This window comes from Streptomyces sp. NPDC104371 (genome assembly GCF_055583785.1).
On record NZ_JBVJNF010000004.1, the window covers coordinates 159,175 to 179,153 of the forward strand.

At 67.5% G+C, this 19,979-nt stretch carries 21 protein-coding genes; 3 read left to right on the forward strand and 18 right to left on the reverse strand.

All coding sequences use genetic code 11. From position 1 onward, the window contains the following. Nucleotides 1-311: 311 nt before the first annotated feature. From ACZ60T_RS14790 to ACZ60T_RS14850, 13 genes are all read right to left on the reverse strand, one after another. Nucleotides 312-1,019, reverse strand: coding sequence for a hypothetical protein (locus ACZ60T_RS14790; RefSeq protein WP_469666233.1), 708 nt, complete (start codon nucleotides 1,017-1,019; stop codon nucleotides 312-314). A gap of 212 nt (nucleotides 1,020-1,231) precedes the next feature. Further along, nucleotides 1,232-1,537: a hypothetical protein gene (locus ACZ60T_RS14795; protein WP_469666234.1), complete on the reverse strand. Its 306-nt coding sequence runs from the start codon at nucleotides 1,535-1,537 to the stop codon at nucleotides 1,232-1,234. Continuing rightward, on the reverse strand, nucleotides 1,537-2,742 hold the full coding sequence (locus ACZ60T_RS14800; protein WP_469666577.1) for a siphovirus ReqiPepy6 Gp37-like family protein: 1,206 nt from the start codon (nucleotides 2,740-2,742) through the stop codon (nucleotides 1,537-1,539). The genes ACZ60T_RS14795 and ACZ60T_RS14800 overlap by 1 nt, the downstream gene beginning before the upstream one ends. Further along, nucleotides 2,743-3,588 (reverse strand): phage tail family protein, encoded by an 846-nt coding sequence (locus ACZ60T_RS14805; protein ID WP_469666235.1) that lies wholly within the window; start codon nucleotides 3,586-3,588, stop codon nucleotides 2,743-2,745. It abuts the gene before it with no gap. Continuing rightward, nucleotides 3,589-7,686 (reverse strand): phage tail protein, encoded by a 4,098-nt coding sequence (locus tag ACZ60T_RS14810; protein ID WP_469666236.1) that lies wholly within the window; start codon nucleotides 7,684-7,686, stop codon nucleotides 3,589-3,591. It lies immediately after the preceding gene. Nucleotides 7,687-7,689: 3 nt separating this feature from the next. Then, on the reverse strand, nucleotides 7,690-7,995 hold the full coding sequence (locus tag ACZ60T_RS14815; RefSeq protein ID WP_469666237.1) for a hypothetical protein: 306 nt from the start codon (nucleotides 7,993-7,995) through the stop codon (nucleotides 7,690-7,692). 65 nt (nucleotides 7,996-8,060) lie between these two features. Next, nucleotides 8,061-8,399, reverse strand: a complete 339-nt coding sequence (locus tag ACZ60T_RS14820) for a phage tail assembly protein (protein WP_469666238.1) — start codon at nucleotides 8,397-8,399, stop codon at nucleotides 8,061-8,063. Between the two features lie 101 nt (nucleotides 8,400-8,500). Then, the gene (locus ACZ60T_RS14825) at nucleotides 8,501-9,241 is read right to left on the reverse strand and encodes a phage tail tube protein (protein ID WP_469666239.1); all 741 of its coding nucleotides are present in this window, start codon (nucleotides 9,239-9,241) and stop codon (nucleotides 8,501-8,503) included. Between the two features lie 71 nt (nucleotides 9,242-9,312). After that, complete coding sequence (locus ACZ60T_RS14830; RefSeq protein WP_469666240.1) at nucleotides 9,313-9,813, reverse strand: hypothetical protein; 501 nt, start codon at nucleotides 9,811-9,813, stop codon at nucleotides 9,313-9,315. Then, the gene (locus ACZ60T_RS14835) at nucleotides 9,813-10,196 is read right to left on the reverse strand and encodes a DUF5403 family protein (protein WP_469666241.1); all 384 of its coding nucleotides are present in this window, start codon (nucleotides 10,194-10,196) and stop codon (nucleotides 9,813-9,815) included. The genes ACZ60T_RS14830 and ACZ60T_RS14835 overlap by 1 nt, the downstream gene beginning before the upstream one ends. Next, on the reverse strand, nucleotides 10,196-10,474 hold the full coding sequence (locus tag ACZ60T_RS14840; RefSeq protein ID WP_469666242.1) for a phage head-tail adapter protein: 279 nt from the start codon (nucleotides 10,472-10,474) through the stop codon (nucleotides 10,196-10,198). Before ACZ60T_RS14840 ends, ACZ60T_RS14835 begins: the two co-directional genes overlap by 1 nt. Before the next feature lie 53 nt (nucleotides 10,475-10,527). Continuing rightward, nucleotides 10,528-10,980, reverse strand: a complete 453-nt coding sequence (locus tag ACZ60T_RS14845; RefSeq protein WP_469666243.1) for a hypothetical protein — start codon at nucleotides 10,978-10,980, stop codon at nucleotides 10,528-10,530. 69 nt (nucleotides 10,981-11,049) lie between these two features. Then, nucleotides 11,050-12,051, reverse strand: a complete 1,002-nt coding sequence (locus ACZ60T_RS14850; protein ID WP_469666244.1) for a hypothetical protein — start codon at nucleotides 12,049-12,051, stop codon at nucleotides 11,050-11,052. A gap of 274 nt (nucleotides 12,052-12,325) precedes the next feature. On the opposite strand from ACZ60T_RS14850, the gene ACZ60T_RS14855 reads away from it, so the two are divergent. After that, the gene (locus tag ACZ60T_RS14855) at nucleotides 12,326-12,514 is read left to right on the forward strand and encodes a hypothetical protein (RefSeq protein WP_469666245.1); all 189 of its coding nucleotides are present in this window, start codon (nucleotides 12,326-12,328) and stop codon (nucleotides 12,512-12,514) included. Here the strand turns inward: ACZ60T_RS14855 and ACZ60T_RS14860 are convergent. Genes ACZ60T_RS14860 through ACZ60T_RS14875 form a run of 4 tightly spaced genes read right to left on the reverse strand, consistent with a single transcriptional unit; the run spans nucleotide 12,511 to nucleotide 17,246 of the window. Next, complete coding sequence (locus ACZ60T_RS14860) at nucleotides 12,511-13,008, reverse strand: hypothetical protein (RefSeq protein WP_469666247.1); 498 nt, start codon at nucleotides 13,006-13,008, stop codon at nucleotides 12,511-12,513. The two genes, ACZ60T_RS14855 and ACZ60T_RS14860, sit on opposite strands and share 4 nt — an antisense overlap. 3 nt (nucleotides 13,009-13,011) lie before the next feature. After that, a complete protein-coding gene (locus ACZ60T_RS14865) occupies nucleotides 13,012-14,148 on the reverse strand; it encodes a VG15 protein (RefSeq protein WP_469666248.1) in 1,137 nt (378 codons plus the stop codon). Continuing rightward, on the reverse strand, nucleotides 14,145-15,575 hold the full coding sequence (locus tag ACZ60T_RS14870) for a phage portal protein (protein ID WP_469666249.1): 1,431 nt from the start codon (nucleotides 15,573-15,575) through the stop codon (nucleotides 14,145-14,147). Before ACZ60T_RS14870 ends, ACZ60T_RS14865 begins: the two co-directional genes overlap by 4 nt. A 33-nt stretch (nucleotides 15,576-15,608) precedes the next feature. Continuing rightward, on the reverse strand, nucleotides 15,609-17,246 hold the full coding sequence (locus ACZ60T_RS14875) for a terminase (RefSeq protein ID WP_469666250.1): 1,638 nt from the start codon (nucleotides 17,244-17,246) through the stop codon (nucleotides 15,609-15,611). 170 nt (nucleotides 17,247-17,416) lie between these two features. Here ACZ60T_RS14875 and ACZ60T_RS14880 point away from each other — a divergent pair, with 170 nt between their 5' ends. After that, nucleotides 17,417-17,785 (forward strand): endonuclease domain-containing protein, encoded by a 369-nt coding sequence (locus tag ACZ60T_RS14880; RefSeq protein ID WP_469666251.1) that lies wholly within the window; start codon nucleotides 17,417-17,419, stop codon nucleotides 17,783-17,785. Nucleotides 17,786-17,799: 14 nt separating this feature from the next. On the opposite strand, the gene ACZ60T_RS14885 is transcribed toward ACZ60T_RS14880, so the two are convergent. Continuing rightward, complete coding sequence (locus tag ACZ60T_RS14885) at nucleotides 17,800-18,234, reverse strand: phage terminase small subunit (RefSeq protein ID WP_469666252.1); 435 nt, start codon at nucleotides 18,232-18,234, stop codon at nucleotides 17,800-17,802. A gap of 773 nt (nucleotides 18,235-19,007) precedes the next feature. Here ACZ60T_RS14885 and ACZ60T_RS14890 point away from each other — a divergent pair. Further along, complete coding sequence (locus ACZ60T_RS14890; protein WP_469666253.1) at nucleotides 19,008-19,952, forward strand: hypothetical protein; 945 nt, start codon at nucleotides 19,008-19,010, stop codon at nucleotides 19,950-19,952. Nucleotides 19,953-19,979 lie beyond the last annotated feature (27 nt).

The window sequence follows — 19,979 nt, forward strand, 5'->3', positions numbered from 1 at the left end:
AAGCGGTCCTTCCTGTGGCATGAGAAAGGCCCCCGCTGTCACGGAGGCCGACGGTCGAAGAGGGGCGGTCAGACGGCCGCGTCCTCGGCGAAGCGCAGCGAGGGAAACATGGACTCCAGGTCGCTGGGCAAGGCGCCCTGGACGGCGGCGACCGCTGCGCGCAAGATCGCTTCCCGTTCCTCGGCGGTGAGATCCGGGAAGGTGGGCGTGGGCTCGCCGATGGAGACGTGGACCGTGCCGTAGACCTTCTGGAACTCGCCGGTCTTGTGGAACGGAATGGTGGCTTCGATGGCCTTCAGTGCTGCTTCCTTTCACGCGAGGGCGACCCAGAAGCGGTTGGACTCGTTGGCGATACCGCTCAGGGTCGCTGGTGGCGTTGTCGGCGACGTGGACAGTCGACCGAACCGCCACAGGTTGTTCAGGCCGAAGGTGTTGGCCGGGGCGCCGAAGGCGTTCTCCGCGCCGAGGACCATCGGGCCGTCGCCCGTCGTCGTGTTGTAGTTGAAGCGCCAGACCACGTAATAGACGCCCGGCGCGAGCGTCACGGTCTTGTCGAGTGCCGTGAAGGAGGCGTTGCCGCCGGACCCGTGCTGCTCGGCCGGCTCGTTGCCCGACTCGATCGTGGTGGCGACGCCGACCTGAGCCATCGACGTGTTGTAGATCGCGGCCCAGCTCCCCGAGGTCAGCCCGCCCGAATAGCCGCCGAAGTGCCACACGATCTTGGAGACGGATGTGGAGGCGGTGACCTTGACGGCCGCGAGGCGAGGAGTGGTGCCGCAGTAGATCGGCGTGGAGGAGGTCAGCGCGGGGTCGAAAGCCCACGCCTTCAGACCGAGATCGCCAGGCGTGAACTCGCCCGGTGGAACGTACGGATCGGCGAGGGGCGGGAGTTGAGCGCTCGGCACCTTCCCCGAGCTGTCCAGGGCGGCGACTCCGTTCGCGGCTCCGCGCGACGACGCGGCGAGAGCGCCGACATCGGCCGCGGTGAGTGTGACGGACGCGGCGCTGATGCCGCACACCGACTGAACGACTCCGGGAGCCCCGGCCGGCCCTTGCGCTCCGGCTGCTCCCTGCGGCCCGGCTGGTCCGGTGGGCCCGGCTGGTCCGGTGGCCCCCGTATCGCCTCGCGGTCCCGCAGGCCCTGTGTCGCCCTTCGGGCCCTGGGAGCCTGGCGCCCCGGTGGGGCCCACGACTCCCTTGTCCTCCGGGGCGGGCCACACGGTGAGGCTCATCAGACCACCTCCACGCCGCTGATGTGAATATGTGCCTGGGCGCCGCTGCCCTGGACCTCGATCGTGTCGCCAGCGGTGAGCACCTGCCGGAGATCGAGCGTGAGGACGCCGCTCGGCGCGATGCCGACACCCGAAAGGAGAGGCACTCCGCCGAGACGCGCGGTTACGCTCGCGCTCGTCGTAGACGACGGGTTGGTGGCGACGATGTTCGTCACGACGGCGAGACCGGCACCGGGGACGGTGTAGGCCGTCGCCATGCCGGTGGGCGCCGCCGCCCGGAAGAAGACCTTCGGCGTGTTGGCCACTACCACGCTCCCATGAGACTCATGACGGGATCTGCCCCGCCTCCTTCTGCGGTGCGCTCCAAGGCGGAGACGCGGTTCTCGGTGCTCTGGGCGCGCTTGGCCGCCAAAGCGTTGGGGTTGAAGCCGGTCGGGTCGCCGAGGAGTGCTCCGACCTGGAAGCCGCCGTCGTTGGCCTTGATGACCAGGCCGGTCACCGGGGCGGTCAGCTCCTGCCCGCCAGCGATCACGCTCACGCGGTCGCCGAGCCCCCAGTCGACTCCGAACTCGGCCGCGGAATCCTCAACGGGAACTGCTTGCACGGCGGTTGAGGTGAATCCTTCGTCCGCCAGGACCTCGTTGCCGGCCTGGGTGAGTTCGTCGAGATCGTCGGTGTTGCGCTGGTCGACGAACCGCTCGATCCTCCGCCCCCAATCAGCCTCGGCGCCCTCGGAGGCGTCGTTGGAGACGGGGACGAACGTCCGGTCCTCTTGCTCGCCCTGGCCCGCGACGATGACGCGGGTGGCGCCGGGCGTGGAGACCGAGACGCGCTGGCCCGCGAGGGTGCCCGCGAGGACATCGAGTCGCACCTCCTTGGTGCGGTCGGCGAGCTGGTACGTCTCGAAGACGAGGCTGTCTGCCCGCTGGACGATGCGGAAGCCCAGGTCTGCCACGACCGCGATAGCGGTCAGCAGCTCGCCGAGCGTCGGGAACCGAGCCGACTTGGACAGGACAGGCCCTCGACCCCGGTCCGGCCCCATGACCAGCCCCGCCCGGCGCCGTGAGGCCGGTGCCGCCGGTCCGCAGTTCGCCTCGACGTAGGCGTGCATCAGCGTCTCGGCCGGGCCCGTCCGCTCGTCGTGGCCGGTCGACTGCTTGGTCACGTCGGGGTTGGACGGCTCTGGCCAGGCAAGCATGTCGAGCAGCACCACCGAGTCTGACACCCCGTCGAAGACGACCGACCCGCGCCGGTCCTCCGGGGTGGCCGCGTACTCGGACGAGGTGACCGGCCCGGATATCAGCACGCCGCCGGGGCCGGTGATGATCAACCCGGCACCCGGCACCCGCAGAGCGTCGGTGAGCGGATGCTCGGTGGGCAGAGTGAGCTTCCAGGAGCCGACGTTGTTAAAGGTGTCCTGTACTTCGAGGACGAGATCCTCGGGCCGGATCAGGCCGAGGCGGGTGAGGGCCTTGTCGCGGACCTCGACCGTGAGGTCTGCCAGTTTCAGTCAGATCACCATCCATCGGCGCGGTCTCCACGAGCACACGACCTTGGAGGCCGCGGTGGTGTCGAGGAGGCTCACGCTCGCGGTCGAAGTGCCAGGGGGAACGGTCCAGAAACGGGGGGCCGGGGCGAGCTCGGCATACCGGCTGGCCCCCGTGCCGTCCTTCACGGTTCCGGCCCGCACGTCCACGATCAGCTTCTCCGTGGCGGACAGCGTGCCGTTCCACTGGAGGGACTCCCCGGTCGGGGCGGCCACGGTCAGGAGTCGGCCCGGCCCGTACACCGTCCATGTCGGGTAGGCGTCGGCGTCGCCCACGTTGTCGAGCTGCACCTCGCCGATCGCCTGGCTGGCCGCGAGGGGCAGGGAGACGAGGGAGGAGAGGAACGGCTGACTGCCGGGGTCGCCGCCCACGGTCTGAGTGGAAACGGTCCCGGCCGTGAAGTACGGGTCCGGCGCCCGGAACGAGATGACCGTTTGCAGGTCGTTGCTGTTGGCGAGCTCAATGTCTCCGCCACCTGTGCGGTACACGGGCGTTGTCCAGCGAACGCCCTCGTCGTCGACCAGGACGAGGGAGCACTCCCCGGCCACTGCCCGCGCGAGGCGGGAGACGAGTTGCCGTAGGTGCTTCCTGTCCCGGCCCACGATGTCGAGAGGCATGTCGATGTCGCGAGGGAGAACCCGCTGCCCCCGGAACCGCGCGCCGTCCCCGGCGCCCTCCAGCCACTGGGCATTGACCGAGGGGAGGCCGAGGCCGGTCAATCCGGCGGTGGCCTGGAATCCGACCCCTTGGGTCGCCACTCCGTTGAGATCGAGCGTGTCACGCTCGGTTTGCAGCAGGAGTGCAGTCACTCACCACCCCATCATTCGTGCACGGCCGGTCGCGGCGAACAGCTCCTCCTGGGAGCTGAGCGACGCCCCTGGGGCCGCGTAGTAGTTGAGAACCTTGGTCACCGCGCCGGAGGAGCCCGTACCGAGCCCATGAGCGACAGCCGCCGATACCGAACGGGCGGCGCTGGCGTAGTCCGCCGAGCCGGGCCGAGCCGTGATGGCGTCGACCGCCTTGGCCACCCGGCCGGACTCGCCTTCGATGCCTCGGGCGAAGCCGAGGCCGACGAACGAACCGAGCTTGGTGAACACGCGACTCGGACTGTGGATGCCGAGGGACTTCTTGATCGCCGCCACCATGGAGTCAGCGATCTTGAGCATCTGCTTCTCGATGGCCTTTTGGTTCGCCTCAAGGCCCTTGACCAGGCCCTCGGCGATGGCGATGCCGTTGGCATACATCGCATCCGAGGCGGTCTTGCCTGCCTGCTTGCCGTACTTGGCGAGCTCGTCTTGCAGGCGGTTGATCTCGGCGATGCCGTCCTTGCCGGCCGCCGCGATCGACTCGGCCGCCGCAAGCCCGGCCTCCGGCCCCGCACTGGCGATCTGGTCGATCGCCGTCTGGTTCAGACCCTTGGCCTTCAGATCGGCCAGGGCCTTCGCGAACCGCTTGGCCTGGTCGACCGCCGCTTGCAGGCCCGTGACGATGCCCTGGAACGAGGAGTCCTCGAAGCGGGTCACGTTGCCCGTGTCGACGATCTTGTCCACCACGCGGGACGCGTAGTCCGCGGCCTCCTCGCGGAGCTTGTCGAGCTTGTCACGGGCGGCTTCGAGCTTCTTGGCCCCGCCGTCCCACTGAGCCGCGAGCTTGAGGAGCTCGGTCCGGTCGCGGTTGATCCGGTCCTTCAGCCCCTTGCTGGCGTTCTTCGGGATCTTCGCCGTGAGGTCGGTGAGGGCCGCCTTGACGGTGTCGAACTCCGACTCCAGGCCCTTGACCAGACCCTTGATGATCAGCTTTCCGGCGTCGTAGAGGAGTACGGCGTCCTTCGGGGCCGGACCCTTCCAGTCGGTGAGCTTGGAGGTGAGCTCGCCGAGCTTCGACTTGACCGAGCCGAACATGCTCGTGATGCCGTTGATCAGGCCCCGGATCAGCGCCTTACCTGCGCCGACGAGAGTCGACCCCAGGTTGCTCAGGGCGTCCTTGGCCTTGCCGGGCAACTGCCTGACGAATCCGATCGTCTCGGTGATGCCGGTGGAGACGGCGCGGCCGAGTGCGGACATCGCCGTGCTCGCCACGTTCTTGATCGCCGACCAGCCCGCCGAGAACAGGCTGCCGAGACGGGACATCATCGAGCTGCCCAGGCTGCCGAGGAACGAGCCGAAGGAACTGAAGCCGGACTTGATCGCGTTCCACGCGGCCTCGCCGAATGCCTTGACGGCCTGCCAGCCCGACTTGAACGCCGCACCGACGGCCTTGAGACCCTTGCCGGCCGCGCCCAGGATTCCGACGCTGAGGAACGTCTTGAAGCCGCCGAGGATCGTGTCCCAGATGCCCTTGACGAAGCTCCAGATGCCGGACCAGAACTGCGACCAACCGGCCTTCAGTGTGCTGAAGTTGCCGGTGAACAGGCCCTCGATCAGACCCCAGGCGATCTTCAGGACGCCGACGATGGTGTCCCAGACACCCTTCACGATCCCGACGAGACCCTCGAAGACGAGCGCGACGCCGTTGACCGCGTCGACCAGGGTGTTGGCCAGCAGCTCGACGATGAACTGGATGACCGGCACCAAGACCGGCATCAGAATGTTGACGACCTTGAGCAGGGCATCGAACACCGGCTGGAGCGCTTCGAGCAGTCGCTGAATCGCGTCGGCCAGTGGCGGAAGAACCGCCTGGATGACCTCGCTCAGCATCGGCAACAGCGGCTTGATGACCGCCGTGATGATCTGAAGCGCTACCTGGATGATCGGCTGGAGTGCCGTCAGCACCTGCTGAAGGGCCTCCGACAGGACCGGCAGGATCGGCGCCAGCGCGGACGCCAGGGTCGACACCAGCGGCGCGAGCGCCGAGAAGATCTGAGCGAAGAGCCCCGCGATGATCGGCAGGATCGGAGCGAGCGCGCCCACGAGCTGCGCGACGACCGGCGCTACCGCCGTGACGATCTGGCCGAACGCCTCGGCGATGACCGGCAGGATGCCGCTCAACGACTGGAAGGCGCCGTTCAGCGCCTGGCCGATCACCGGGACGAGCTGAGTCAAGACCGGCGCGATGGCCTGGATCGCCTGAGTCAGCGCGCCGCCCAGGAGCTGGATGATCGGCGTGATCGACGGGGCCAGCGTCGTGAACGCGTTGGCCAGCGGGACGAGAGCGGCTGCGATCAGCGGGCCGAGCATCGCGGCGAAGGAGCCGATCACTTGCATCAGTGCGCCGAGCGCCTGGCCCAGCGGGGCCATCGCCGGAGCGAGCGCCTCGACGGCGGTCTGAATGCCGTCGAACATCGCCTTGACGCCGTCGACCACCTCCGGCTGCGCCAGCGCCGAAGCCACCGCATCCAAGGCGGTGCCGATGATTTCGCCGACCTGCGGCAGGAGCTCCGTGAGGAGGTTGCCGAGCTCGGTGAAGAGGTTCTTGACCGCCGGGCCCGACTGGGTGGCGATGGCGTTCATCGCCGTGTGGGCTGCGGCGAAGACGTTGGTCAGACCGGTCTGGAAGCCCTCGCTGTCCACGGTCTTGTGGATCTTTTCGAGGGTGTCCGCCATCATCCCGAGGGATGAGCCGCCCGCGGCTTCCGCTGCCCGCGCGATGCCGGCCAGGATGCCGCCGACGTTGTAGAGGACCGAGCCGAGATCCTGGAGGGACTGAATGCCCTCGTCGATCCAGCCCTTGAGCTTGCCGTTCCCCTCGCTCTTGGTGAGGAAGTCGGAGAAGCGCTCCGAGATGTCGACGAACCACGACGCGAGGTCCGGCAGGTAGCTCGTGCCGACCTTGCCGAGGACGGCAATGATGTTCGCGAACGCGCTCGTTCCCGTCGTCGCGATGTTGATCGACGACGACAGGTCGTTGAACATCTGGGCGAGCGCCGGATCGAGCGCGCCCTGAAGGGACTTGGCGAGACCGCCGAAGAACCCGCCGAGCTGCGTGGCGGTCTTGGAGACTCCGGCCGTGAACTCCGGGAGGAGCTCGTCGACCATCGTGCGGATCGGCGCCGCCGCCTTCGCCCAGAAGTTCTCCGAGATGGTGTCCTGGAGCGCCGAGAGCTGGGTCTTGACCTCGGGCAGAACCTTGTTGAAGTCGCGGAACGCGGCGATCGTCGTACCGAGGCCGACTGCCATGCCGCCGAGGAGGCCCGGCAGAAGCAGTGAGGTCGCGCCGATCGAGGCCAGGCTCGACGACAGGGCGGCGAGGTTGCTCGCGGCGGAGAGTCCCCACCCGGCCAGGCCCGCGATGGCCAGGGCCACGGAGCCGATGATCGGGACAGACTTGTCGAGGTTCTTGAGGGTGTTGCTCAGCCTCTCGAACATCCGGTTCAGCACGCGGGCACCCGACAGCGCGGCCAGCGCGGTGGCGACCTTCGTCACGGCGGTGCTGTCCAGCTTCGGGACGATCGGCACCGTGCGCGGACGCGTCAGCACCTGGAGCCGGGCGGAGATGCGGGCCCCGGAGCCGTTGGGGATGTCGAGCTCGACCTTGATCTTCAGCGGGCTGATGTCGTCAGCCCAGTCCTTCAGCTTGTGCTTGACCCGACGGGCCGACTCCTCGTCGAGCTCCAGCTCGACCTTGCCGGTGGCCTTGAGGTCGTCGACCTTGAAGTCGATCTTCTGCGCGTTGGCGCGGTGCTGAAGCTCGCGGGCCGCGTTTCGGACGGCGGTGGCCATGCCGTTCGTGCTGATCGTGGTGTAGAAGCGGATCTTGCGCGCGTCGAGCTGCCGGTTCCGCTTGTTGATCTTCCGGATCTCCTCGACGAGTTCGCGCGAGAGGCCGGACATGTCGAGCTTCGTGGAGACCCGGATCTTGTCGAGCTGCTGCTCGATCCGGTTGAGCTGGCGCTCCGCCTGCTTGCGGAAGTCGCTCGTGTCAGGGAGAACCTTGACGGCGACGCGGCCGATGATCTGCCCCGTTGCCAAGGGCTACCTCCGCTGGAAGTGCTGGTAGAGCGCGGCCACAGAGGTGGCCTGCTTGGTGGCCTTCGGCTTCGCCGCGGCCTGCGGGCGGGGGAACGGCGGGATCTTCGGGGCCTTGCCCTTGCCCCACTGGCCCGTGGCCCGCGTGTTCGCGTTCAGCGCGTCGAAGATGTCTGCGGCCATGTGGCGATCTACGCCCCAGCCGAAGAGCTCCCGGCCGCCGGACGCGAGGGCGACGGTCAAGGAGGTGTCGGGCAGCCTCTGCACCAGGGCGAGGACCAGCGCGGGCGAGGGCCCGCGACCCGCGATCACATCGGCGAGGTCAACGCCGAAGTGGTACAGCAGATCCGGGTACAGGCCCTCGCCGTACTCGTCGATCAGGCGGCAGAGGCCGAGGCTTCCCCCACCTGGGCGCCCTTGCCGTACCGGTCGAAGATCTCGGCGAGGACGGCGAGATCGCCGCCCACAGCTGTGAGGAGGTCATCAGCCGCCGCCGGGCGCTCGGCCACGAGGCGGATGGCCTCGGAGAGGAGCTCTTCCTGGTCGGCGTCCTCGCCACCCATGCGGTCCTGGAGCGCGGACAGGTCGTCGCGCTTGGACTTCGGCAGGCGCAGCGGGTTCAGCAGGCGGACGGTGCGGTCGGACAGCTCGATGTCAGTGCTGCCGTACTTGGCCTCGGCAGCGGAGCGGATGTCGTCGAGGGAGAAAGAAGCCATGGGGGTGCGGACCTCCGAAAGTTGAGGGGGCGGACCGAGACAGGGGGAGGCACCCGGCGCGAGCGGGTCCGCGTGCGCTCGCACCGGGAGTTGGAGAGGGATCAGGCGGCGGGGCCGGCCACCCAGTCCGAGCCGTCCCAGTGCGCCTTCGAGCTGTCGCCGAGCACGACGTGCTGACCGGCGGACCACGCGTTCGTCGGGGTGGCGATCACGGCGCCCAGGGCGGAGAGGTCGACGGGAGCGACGGCTCCGGCCGGGGTGTAGGTGCCGGGCGATCCGGCCGTGGCACCGGTCGCGACCGTGCCGCCGAGCGGCGTGACGGCGTACGTCCACGAGTTGTTGCCGAGCGTCATCGGCTTCACGCCGAGCGGCAGGCCCGCAAGGCTTTCGGTGTCCGAAATCGCCATGTCGTCGTTGCGGTAGATCTCCGCCTTCGGGGCGTAGAAAGCGAAGTGATTCTCGCCGTCAATGAAAATGGCGAGGAATGCCGACTGTGTGGGAACCGGGTCGGCAGGGACACCGACCGAACCGTCCGGCAGAATCGGCGCGTTGGCGCCGAAGTAGAGCCGCAGGCCAGTCGTGTCGAATTGCTGAAGCGTGAAAGTCATTGTCTCCGTGCGGGCCGAATACTTCGTCCGGAGACTCTTGTTCTGGAGAGTGCCGATCGTGGTGGCCTCGCCGCCTTCGGACGTGATGCCGAAAACGTCCTCAAGGCTCGTGTGGCCGACGGTCTGCCACGGCGAGGTGGGCACCAGGAGGTCATCGGGCATGGCGGTACCGACCGGGGCGGTCAGGTAATTGCCGGAGCCGACGACAAGGGTTGCGTTGTCGTTGAGCGCCAAAAACGTTCCTTCATGCGGGCATTAAAAAAGGCCCGAACCCCACAAGGGGTCGGGCCTTTCCTTTGCTGTGCTTAGTGGGGGAGAGGGTAGGGGCGAGTCCGCGGCTTCCGGATCTGGATGTCGTAGATCGACTCGTAACGCCAGATGCCTGTAGGCAGGTCTGCGTACTGCACCGGGCCCGTTGCCGTTGCCCAGTCCGATGCGCGGCGCGGCGAGGAGTTCATGTCGACGCGGGTGATGTGGCCTCGGCCTGGGATGACTTGGGGGTTGAGCCATGCGTCCCGCAGAGTGACGCGTACGGCCTCCGACAGGATCGCGGCGTCCTCGTCACCGTTCGGGTCGGGGGCGAACGCGTTGATCACGACTCGGGCGGCGTCGGTGAAACGCGTGTCGGCAGCCCATTGGCCGAAGGTCGGGTCGCGGCGGACCAGCACGAGTGGAAAAGTCTCGTGCTGGTCGATGAGTGACTTCACCTGAACTCCGGGAAGCCCCTTGCGCAGGATGGCCAGCAAGAGGTCTTCAACGGGCGACAGTTCGGCGAGGGCCTTGATGTGGTCTGGTATGCCGGCCACTAGTCGACCTTCACCTTACCCTTCCGCTTCTTGGGCAAATGCGATGCGGTGGCGAGGATATACAGGCCGTCCATCTCGGGCACGGCAACCAGGAACTTGTTTCCGTGCTTGTCCTCGCGGACAGTCACGGACGCCTGGCGGCCGTACTCGATCGACATGGCGGCCTTCTGGCCGCGATCGTCGGAGAGGACAACGTACCTGTCGATCTTTCCCCCTTCGACAACGATCTCTGAATGGCCCTCAGCGTGATGCCTTTCGAGAATCTCCTCCGCACGGACGGCGATCTCGAAAGTCCTCGCTTCGACCTCCGCCTGTACGCCCTCGTTCAGGGCGATGACCTTGGAGATCTTTCTGCCGCCCACGCTGTGGTAAACGGTCGCCATCAGGGCCGCTCCCGTATGTCGATGCTCCAGTGACGGGTACGGCGATCACCGTGGTGGTAGGCGGGCGGGGACACGATGTCCCACTCGCGTCCCTTGTACTCCACGCGGGACCACAAGGAGATGTCCGCGAGATGGGCGTCGACCACCATCGTGGTGACGTTGATCTGCTGCTGGCCCGGCACCTCCGCCTTGGAGGAACGCTGCGGAATGAAGGCCGCCCGGACCTCGATCGGCCCCTCGGGATCGGCCACAACGACCGTGTTACCTCGGTTGTCCACGACCTCCACTGTTCGCCAGACTCGCGCCCTCTGGCCGCGCCGTCGCTGCACGCTCACCATGGGCTCGTCTCGTCGGCGAACAGGGGGAACGGGTCGCCGTGGTAGTCGACGGGGACCGTGGCCCTGCCGGAGCGGAGCGTCGTACCCCAAGCCGTGACGGGGACACTGCTGAGGCCCGGCCTGCGACCGGCGAGCTCCTCCAGGAGCCGGATCTCCTCGCGCGTGAAGTAGACGGAACCCGCGTCACGGCCGATGTCCGACCAGGCGAGCGTCTCGTCGCCCGCCCTGGACTGGGTGTAGCCGTTCGGGTTGCGCATGTACCTCGCCGCGGCCTTCAGCACCAGCGTCTTCACCAGCCGGGGAGCCGTGGCCTCCGGCCACTCGCGCCCGTACATCACCGCCAGGTCGGACGAGTCCTCCAATGCGGCTGTGCCGATGCGGAGTTCATCCTCATCCAACTCCCAATCCAGACGACCCTTGAGTTCGTCGAGCGTTGCGTACGCCACGTCTCAACCTCCTTTCGGGCAGGCCAAGCAGGGGCCGGCACTCGTGGCACCGGCCCCTGCGAGGAGGGATCAGGCGTTGGCGGGGTCGTCCTCCGGCTTCGGGCCGGTCGGAGTCCAGACCTTCGTGTCGGACACACCCGTGATCTTGGCAAGCTCGGAGGCGGCCTCGGGGTATGCGCTCTTGCCGTCGAGGGAGAGCTTGATGCCGCGCACGAAGTGCTCCTTCGTCGAGATGATCTCCTTCTCGGCGGCCTCGTCCCAGCCGACCAGGATGTCCGTCACGCTCCGGAAGCCGTTGTAGACGTTCACGACCGAGCGGTCCTGGAGGTACATCGAGTCGTAGTCGCGAATCCAGCGCAGCGCGATGCCCTCGAAGCTCGTGGTAGCGCCGTACGGAACGGACTGCGGAACCGCCGGGGCCCCGGAAAGGAAGATGAACCCGCTGGACGCAAAGGCGTACGCCGCATCACTCGGAATCGTCTGGTCGACAACGATCCGGAAACCGAATCGCTCACCCAGGCTCGCGGTGCGCAGCGCGGATTCCGCCTCGGAATCGCCAACGTTCTGCGCCAAGTTCAGCTTCTCGTCATTCAGGAGCGCCGACTCGAAGTCGGAGCCGACGAGGAGATAGCGGCCCTCCTTCGGGGCGTGGAATGCGTTCAGCACTCGCCGCGCTTCGATAAGGGCAGAGCGGAGATTCTGGCTCGCGTTGCCGATGGTAACGGCGTACTCCTGGCCCGTCAGGGTCTTCACGGCCCGGCGCTGAAGACCGCGCGACACCGCCTTGACCTGTGGGCGAAGCAGCTTCGACCACTGGTCGATGTCGAAATCATTCTGTTCGTCAGTCAGCTTGACGGCCGAATAGCTGTTACCGCCGAAAGTGACGGCGATCTTGCGCTCGCTGTACTCGTCGAACTGAATGGGCTGCGAGCGGTCGTTGCGCCATGCGTAGTCGTGGAAGGGGAGGATTCCTTCGACCTTCATGGAGATGGTGTCGTTGTCGGCGCCCTTGAAGTGATCGACGCCCTGCTTCTGGAACAGGTTCGGAACGAGGAGCTCCTGCTCCAGCATTCCGACTGCGGTGTTGACGAGCTTCTGCGGCTTGACGACCTGGTGCTGATTGGTGGGGATGGAGGTCCTCCGGGAGTCGGTCCTGAAACGGCAAAACCCGCTGCAACCAGCCCGTTTGGGGCTGCGCGGTGCAGGGGGGTAGGGTTCTCCCGTCCCGCCTAGACGTCCACTGAAATGTGGCTGTTCTGGCGTGGACGGGATCAGTGCGAGCGAACTGATCCCCAACGCTCCGAAGCAGCCTGGGGAACTAAAGCTTCAGAAGGAGCGAACGAGAATGTCTAAGCATTACGTGATCACTACGCTGCTCATTGCTGCGGTGATCGGGCTGATCGTCATGAACGTGGCGCAGGCGGCCCGCAAGGGCCTGTGGGACAGCGCCTCCTGCGGCGGTATCGCCTTCGCGGCGATGGCACCCCTGACAGGCTGGGTTTTCGAGAAGCTGGGTCTGCTGCGCGACGACTAGAAGCGCCGGGACCGCCGAGCGAGTGCGCGCGGGTCCATCTCTCCGTCGCCCTCGTCGGACGGGGTCAGGCCACCACCGAGGGACTCCGGGGCGGCCGGGGCGAGCAGCGTTCGCAGGGCCTTCGCGTCGGCTTCCATCTCCTCGGGGGTCGCGCCCCGCAGTCGGCCGGCCAGTTCTTCGGGGAGGTCGTACTTCCGGGCCACCGAGCTGGTGAGCACGGAGCGCTCCAGCTCGGCGTTCTTCGCCTTGACTTCGGCGAGGGCGGCCTCGAACTCCTCCGGGGACTTCGCCTCGGACAGCTTCTCCTCGGCGTCACGCAGGCGGGTGCGGTACGAGGCGGCCTCGCCGCGCACCTTGGTCAGCTCCTTGCGCGCCCACTCGGGGAGGGCGTTCTCTGGGGCATCGGCCTGCGGCTCCGGGGACAGGGATTCGTCCTGGATCTGCTCGTTCTCGCCGGTCTGCTCGTCGGCCGGGGCAGGGGTCTGTTCGGACACGGGTCACGCCTCCTGGGCTGTGGTCGTGGATCGCCGCGCCTCCTGGGCTGCGGCCTTGTGTGCGTCGCGCTGCTTCTGGCGGATGAAGCGCCGCCAGGCGCTCACCGCGGCTTTGCCGCTGAGTCCTCGGGTGACCTTGGGCCACAGGGCCTCGTACTCGCGGGACAGGGCGAACAGCTCGGATGAGCCGTACTGCTGCCACGAGAAGACCGGCATCGCGTAGCAGTGGCAGTTGTCGTGGTAGCGGTCGCCGTCCGCGAAGGTGGCGGACTCGCGGCTCTTGTAGACCGGGCCCCGGCTGATCAGCATCGCGCACCAGCCGCACGGGGTGCCTGTACGGGACAGCCGTACGTACCCCATAGCCCGGTGGTCGCGCCGCATGTGGTTCCACGTCGTCGATCGGCCACCGTTCATCGCAACTCGGCTTGCCGCAGCGGCCTGTTGGGCGCCCGCTTGGCGGTGAGCCTCCGCGCGCTGGCGGTCTGCGTCTTTCGCGGCCTGTTCGTCGTCGACCTGGGACAGCCGTCGGTCGAGGTTCTGCGTGCCGAGCGCGTCCAGGACGGTGCGGAGTTCTTCCTCCGCCTCCCGTTCGATGCGCTCTTCCTCCTCGCGGAGTCCGTCGAGTTCCTCGACGAGCACCCTTTCCCAGTCGTCGTCCTCGTCGTCGAGCTCCGGGTCGTCGTCGGCCCTGGGTGTCTCCGGGGCGTCCTGGTCGGCGGGGCCGGGCTCGTCGTCGTGGGCGGGCGGGGCTTCCCCGGACTCGCCGGTCGCGGCCCCGCCCGCCTGATCAGGGCCGGGTGAATAGGTGCCGGCCAGTGCGGCAAACTCCCGGCGGAGGTCGCCGAGGGTCACGTGATCCGGCTCGGGGTGGTACGGGTCAGCGACGGTGCGGCCGGTCTGAAGGGCGCGGGCGAGCCGGTAGTAGGCCCGAGCGAGGTCGCGCGACATGCGCCGCCTCGACATGACCAGCGTGATCGCCCGCCGTAGCCACCCCGACGCCGTGGCCGCGCGCTGCGCGGCCGGGACCTCGTTCCACAGGGACAGGGCATCCGCGGTGGTCTTCGCGCCGATCTGGCTCAGCGCGACGTGGAAGGCCACTGACGCCCGATCGGTCTCCGCCTGGCGTGCTGCGCTGGTCATGCCGCAGTCGCCACGGGCGTAGCCGGGACGTCAGGTGTGGCGCGAGTCAGCGCGGTGGCCAACTGCCCCACAGAGTCGTCCTCTTCGAGCTTCTGCTCCCAGTCCTCCAGCTCTGTCTGTGTCACGCCGGGAACCCGTCGCCACAGGCCACGGGCCGGAATGCCGAGCTGCTCGCGGAGCTTGCCGAGCGCGTCGGCGGCCTGGGCGAGGGAGCGCTGCTCCATGTCGCGCCAGATGACCTCGCCCGCGTAGTCGTCCGAACCGGTAGATCCGGAAAGTTCGGCGGCTAGCCGGAAGACCCTCTCCCAGCTTTCGCCGAAAGCCGTGCGGAACTCGGCGATTTTGCGGCTCAGGGCCGTCTCGGCAGCGAGGAGGGCCTCGGCGCTCAGGTTGGCGATCTGGCCAAGAAGATGGTGCGGTGGGGTCTGGCTGACTGCGGCCAGGTGCCGGATGCTCATGTCGATCGAGTCGATGAACCCGCCGAGGGGAGTTTCGTCCAGCGAGCCGAATTTCACGTCCGGGTCCTCGGCGAACAAAAATCGCCTGGCGTTGTGGTTGATCGGCAGGGGAACGGGGTTGCCCTGCTCGTCGAGGACTGGTTCACCCGTCTCCGGATCGCGCTGGACGGGCGGCGCCATGCCGGTGACGGTCCGCACCTTCGTGCTGCCGTAGGACTGGGCAAGCAGCAGATCGAACACCGTCTGGTTGATGCGGTCCTGGAGAGCCGTCATCGGCTCGATCACGCCGAGCGTACGCCCCTCCAGGTCGACGCTCGCCGCGAACCGTGTCACCGGACACTCCGACGAGCCATGCCTTCGCAGCGGGGTGGTCGTGACGCTCTTCTCGTCGTCCAGGCCGCGGAACGTCACGGCGTACTCGTGCGTGGCGTCCCACATCCGCGCCTTGCCTCGGATGTCGCCCGAGGGCCAGGCCGTGACGGTGAGCGCCGCGTACGGCACGTCATCGTTCGCAGGGTCCTCGTACAGCGCGGCCGTCCGCAGCGCCGACAGCCCCTTCGTGTGGACCAGCCCGTCCGTCTCATCCCGTTCGGTGACGGTGAAGGCATGGCCGTACGCCAGGGCTCCGCGATAGACGGCGGCCTGGCGGGCGTCGAGACGCGACCGCTGCCAGTGCGCCCACTCCGGCGAGGCCGTCTCGACCTCGACCGGCATCCCCTCGTCGGTGCTGCCCGGACGGAAGCCGTCGACGTACAGCGCCTGGGCCGGAGTGCCGACGAGCAGAGGCATCCAGTTCGAGACGGCGCGGCGGGCGAGGAGCCGATACTCGTCGTCCGCCTGGGGAGGCATGTAGGGGTCGTCATGCCGGCCGTGGAGGTAGTCGTCGACCCTCTTCAGCCGGTCGCCGTCTCGGTTCAGGATGGCGAGGAGCTGTCGCGCGAGCGCGACAGGTGAAACGGGGGCAGCCAAGAAACGCAACCTTGCTAAGATCTCGCAATCGAATCAAATAAAATAGCCTCGGCCGGTCCGCTTGCGGACCTTCCGGCCACGGGCGCGTAGATCAACGAGGGCCTCGTGCGCGAGCATTAGCGCGGCGTACAGGTCCACCTTCCGCGGCGACTCGCGACTCTCCTTACCGAACGAGACTCCGTAGTTGTTCGTCCGGCGCACCGCGTTGAGAACGTGCCGACGGAGCTTGAGGTCGCCGTCGTGGACGAGTTTGCGGTCGAAGACCGATCTCATCAGCCGCTCGTTCGCGAGGGTCGACGCCTTGAGGCTGGTCCTCATGTCCCAGCCGATCGCGTCCTTGCCGGGCGCCTTCACGGCCAGGCCCTCGCCGTACGCCTCTGACCACTCAGAGATGTAGGACTCCCAGAGGGCCACGTCGGCGTACATGCCCTGGACTTCGAACGCGCGGAAGGCGTCGTGCACCGCCGAGTCGACCTGGGCGCGGGGGACCTCCCAGTCCTTGCCGGCCGGGCCGTCCGGCTTCTCCCACAGGCCGAGCACGAAGGCCGCCATGTCGGAGACGCGGAGCGCCACCAAAGCCGTGCTGTCGTCCCGGAGGCCGCCGTCGAAGCCCATGACGATCTCGTCGCCGGGCTGGAGCACCAGGGCGTCATCGCGGAGCACATCCCACTGGGCGGGCCCGTACAGAGCATCCTCGGAGGCAACGATCTGGTTCAGCCACATGCGCCGCGAGCGGCTGGGCGCGATCGTCGTGTCGAGGATCGACTGAAGGATCGTCTCGACCCGCAGCCACACCGCGTCACCGCGGATCTTCGGCAGGACGATGCGGATCGCCTCGGGCGTCAGGGGCGTTGCCGGGTGGGCCTCGATCGAGTCGTACATGAAGCCGATGTCCGAGGCCCGGCCTTCGAGGATCTTCTCGAATGCCTCGCGCATCCGCTCGGCCACGGAGTCTTCGCCAGGCAGGTAAGCGTTCGTGATCGCCAGATAGCGCGAGTCCTTCTTCGTCGCGTTACCGTCGATCGTCTCGTACATGCGGTCGCCGTTGTTGCCGGTCACCCAGTGGTGCGTCTCGTTGAGCACCGTGAACGTGACTCGGCCGCCTTCAAGGGCGCGGAACGACGAGGTGACCGCTTCGAGCCTCTGCCGGCCGCCGTTCGCACGGATCAGCTCGGCCCCGGCCTTGATGCCGTACGTCTCGATGAGCTTGTCCGACATCAGGGACGGCATCAGCGTCATCGTGTTGCGCGTCTGGTCGCGGCTGACGGCCGCGATCTGCACCCATGCCTGGGGGTGCGGGACGCCGACCGGCTGCCCGTCAGGGCCCCAGTGGGAGAACCGGCTCGGGCCGACGAACTCGGCGAGCGAGATCACCGCGAGGAGCGGGTCCTTGCCCCAGCCTTTGAGGCGTTGGAGGACTCCCTTGCGGTGGATGAAGCGGCCGTTCTCGTCGACCGCGTACCACCACAAGACGAAGCGGAGCTGCTCGCGCGTGAAGCGCCAGGGCCCGCCATCCTCGGCCTTGAGGAACTCAGCGGACCAACCCGCGATTTGCCAGCCGAGCGTGTATTCGGGGAGCTTCCAGGAACCGCCAGGCTCCTTGAGCCATGTTGGGCCGTAGAACGACGGCTCCAGCGCCTCAATCTCCGCTGCTGTGAGCTGAGTTGGCAAGCTCACCTCCGGGCGGTGTCAGTGCTTCCCGGTACCGTCGAGGAATGCCAGGTCACTACTACGGAGTCCCGTTGACGCGCGACACCTTGCACAACTGCTACGGGTGTAGCGCCACCATCACGTACAGAGGGGAAGGCCGCCTATCGGGGCATTGCCAGAGCTGTAGCCGGATGGCCAGGCAAGGCCGCCGGTACAACCTGACGGCAGCCGACGTGAGGGCAATCCTGGAGTTCCAGGGCGGCGTTTGCGCCTTGTGTGGCAAGGGGCCCGAGGGAGAGGACGTGAGCTCCTCGTACTGGCACATTGATCATGACCATGAATGCTGTGAACCGGCAGACTGGGCATGGTCCATCTGCGGAGGGTGCGTCCGAGGGTTGCTGTGCAGCGGGTGTAACGCTCGGGGCGTCGCCTGGTACGAGGACCTTCCTGCTGACCGTAGGGACTGGGGGCGCATGAACGACTACCTCACGAACCCGCCAGCCCGCCAGCTTCGCCTTGCTGGACGTCTGCGGTTCTGCCTGGAGCACCTCGTGCAGTAACTCCGTGGCCTGACTCAGGCGAGCCCCAGCTCCTGCCTATAGTCCGCGATGGCGAGCACAGCAGCGGACTGCTCCTCCGCCTCGGGCTCGTGAAGTTCGATGCGCACACGACGCCGGTCGCCCTCGGTGACGAGAAGCCGCTCAAAGGCCGAATAGATGGTCTGAAGCATCTGGCCGGAGCGCTTGCCAGCCTTCTTGTAGTAGCTGAGGTCTTCGCATAGCGAGTAGGCGAATGCCCAGTCGCTGTTCTGGTAGAAGTCGGACTGGCCGGACGACTTCAGGGAGTCCCACAGGCGCTTCGCGATCGGGTGCCAATTCCGGTCGGCATTAGGAACCTTGACGTCCCGGAGGACACCCTTGGTCACCGACTGGACATCACTGCCCTTGCGCTCTCGGGGGCGGGCGAGATCCGCCTCCCGACTCGGTACGGGGCCAGGGATCTCTCCCACCTCCTTTCAAGTCGAAGGCCCCCGAGGCAAGGGAGACCTTGGGGGCCGGCGCGGCTCGACGGGCATGGGCCCGGAGCTCTGCGCGCTTACAGCAGGCCAGGGTGTGCCTCGGTCCTGCGGAACTTGCGGTCCTGGCGCCGACGCCCGGCAGCCTTGGCCGCGGCTCCCTCGCGGGAGGACTTGATCCGGTGATGCCACCCGCAGAGCGATTGCAAGTTGGCCTCTCGATGGTCGTCACCGGGTCGAATATGGTCCACATCGGTGGCCGCCTCGGCGCACCGCACGCCGTACTGATCCCTGGCTGTGCACTGATGGCCGTCGCGGTTCAGGATGCGGTGCCGGATCTGACTCCAATTCGCGGGCAGACGCTCTCTTCGACTTGAAGTAGACCAAGCCAATTAGCCTCCCTGTTAAGTGATTTCATCAAGAGGGAAGGCAGCGGCGAAGGGCTTCTTCAAATGGCTCCGAAGGAGCCAAATGGGATGTCGCAGCGGCGAAGAGGATTCGATCCGTGGGCCCCGGAGGGGCCCCAATGAGCGAGGAGCTCAATTCGCTCAAGCCTCTACTTGTATATACGGAGCCAGGGCGTCTTTTCGGAAACGTGCGACGAGTGACGCCCGTCACACGTCATAGCGAGATCTTGGCAAGGCGGGCGATGTGCTGGACATCTAGTCAAAGCATCGCGTAGGTTGCGCAGCGTCAACGCAAACGGCCCCAGGTCATGGGTGCGGGAACACCTCGCCGGGGCCGACAACGAGAGGGGTTGTCTCTCGATGCGAGTGCATCGTACTCGGCACGACCGTGCCTTCACCGTCGTCCCCAACGCCGCCGCACGCCACCGCGGCCTGTCCCTCGCGGCCCGAGGGCTGCTCATCACCCTCCTGTCGATGCCCGATGAGGCCAAGGCGACCGTCGAAACCGTCACCGACGACGTGGAGGAAGGCCGGCACAAGGTCTCCCAGGCATATCGCCAGCTCGAAGCGGCGGGCTACCTCCGCCGCGTGCGCCACCAGGACCCCGAGACGGGCCGCTGGCACACCGAGACCCACGTGACCGACATTCCGACTGACCACATCCCGACGGTCGGTGCACCGAACACCCGGCCCGTCGGCGACTCTCCCAAGGGAGTAAAGACCCGAGGAAAGAACCTCCTCCCCGAGGCCGAGCCGCAGAGCGACGGCGAGCCGAAGGCCGAGTCCGGCGACGAGGAGGAGGGAGAAGCCTCCGGCGACGAAGACCAGGCTGCGCCGGAGGCCGCCGAGATCGGCCGGGCGGCATCCACCCTGGGCCGACTCGCCGACACGGACCACCGCCTGAAGCTCAGCGCCGCCGAAGTCCTCCGCCTGGCCCCACTCGCCGCCGCCTGGCTGGCCGAAGGCCACAGCACCATGAAGATCACCGCGTCCTTGACGGCCCGCCTTCCCGAACGCATCGACTCCGCCGCCGCACTGGTCTCCTACCGGCTCAAGAACCAGATGCCCGCCCGACCCGCGCCGAAGCCGAAGCCCGCCCCGGACACCCGCGACCGCTGCGAGGTCTGCACCGCGCCCTTCCCCCTCGGCCGCCACGGCACCGTGTGCGGCGCTTGCCGTGACGAGCTCGACCGCGCCGCCGCCTTCCTGACCGACGCGCCTGCCAGCACGCCCGCCACCGAGGCCGTTCACCACGGCATCGCCAGCCGAGGCCGCGCCCTGTGCCGTGCCGCCGTCGCCGCCTGACCTGCCAGCGCTGATCTTCGAGGGAAC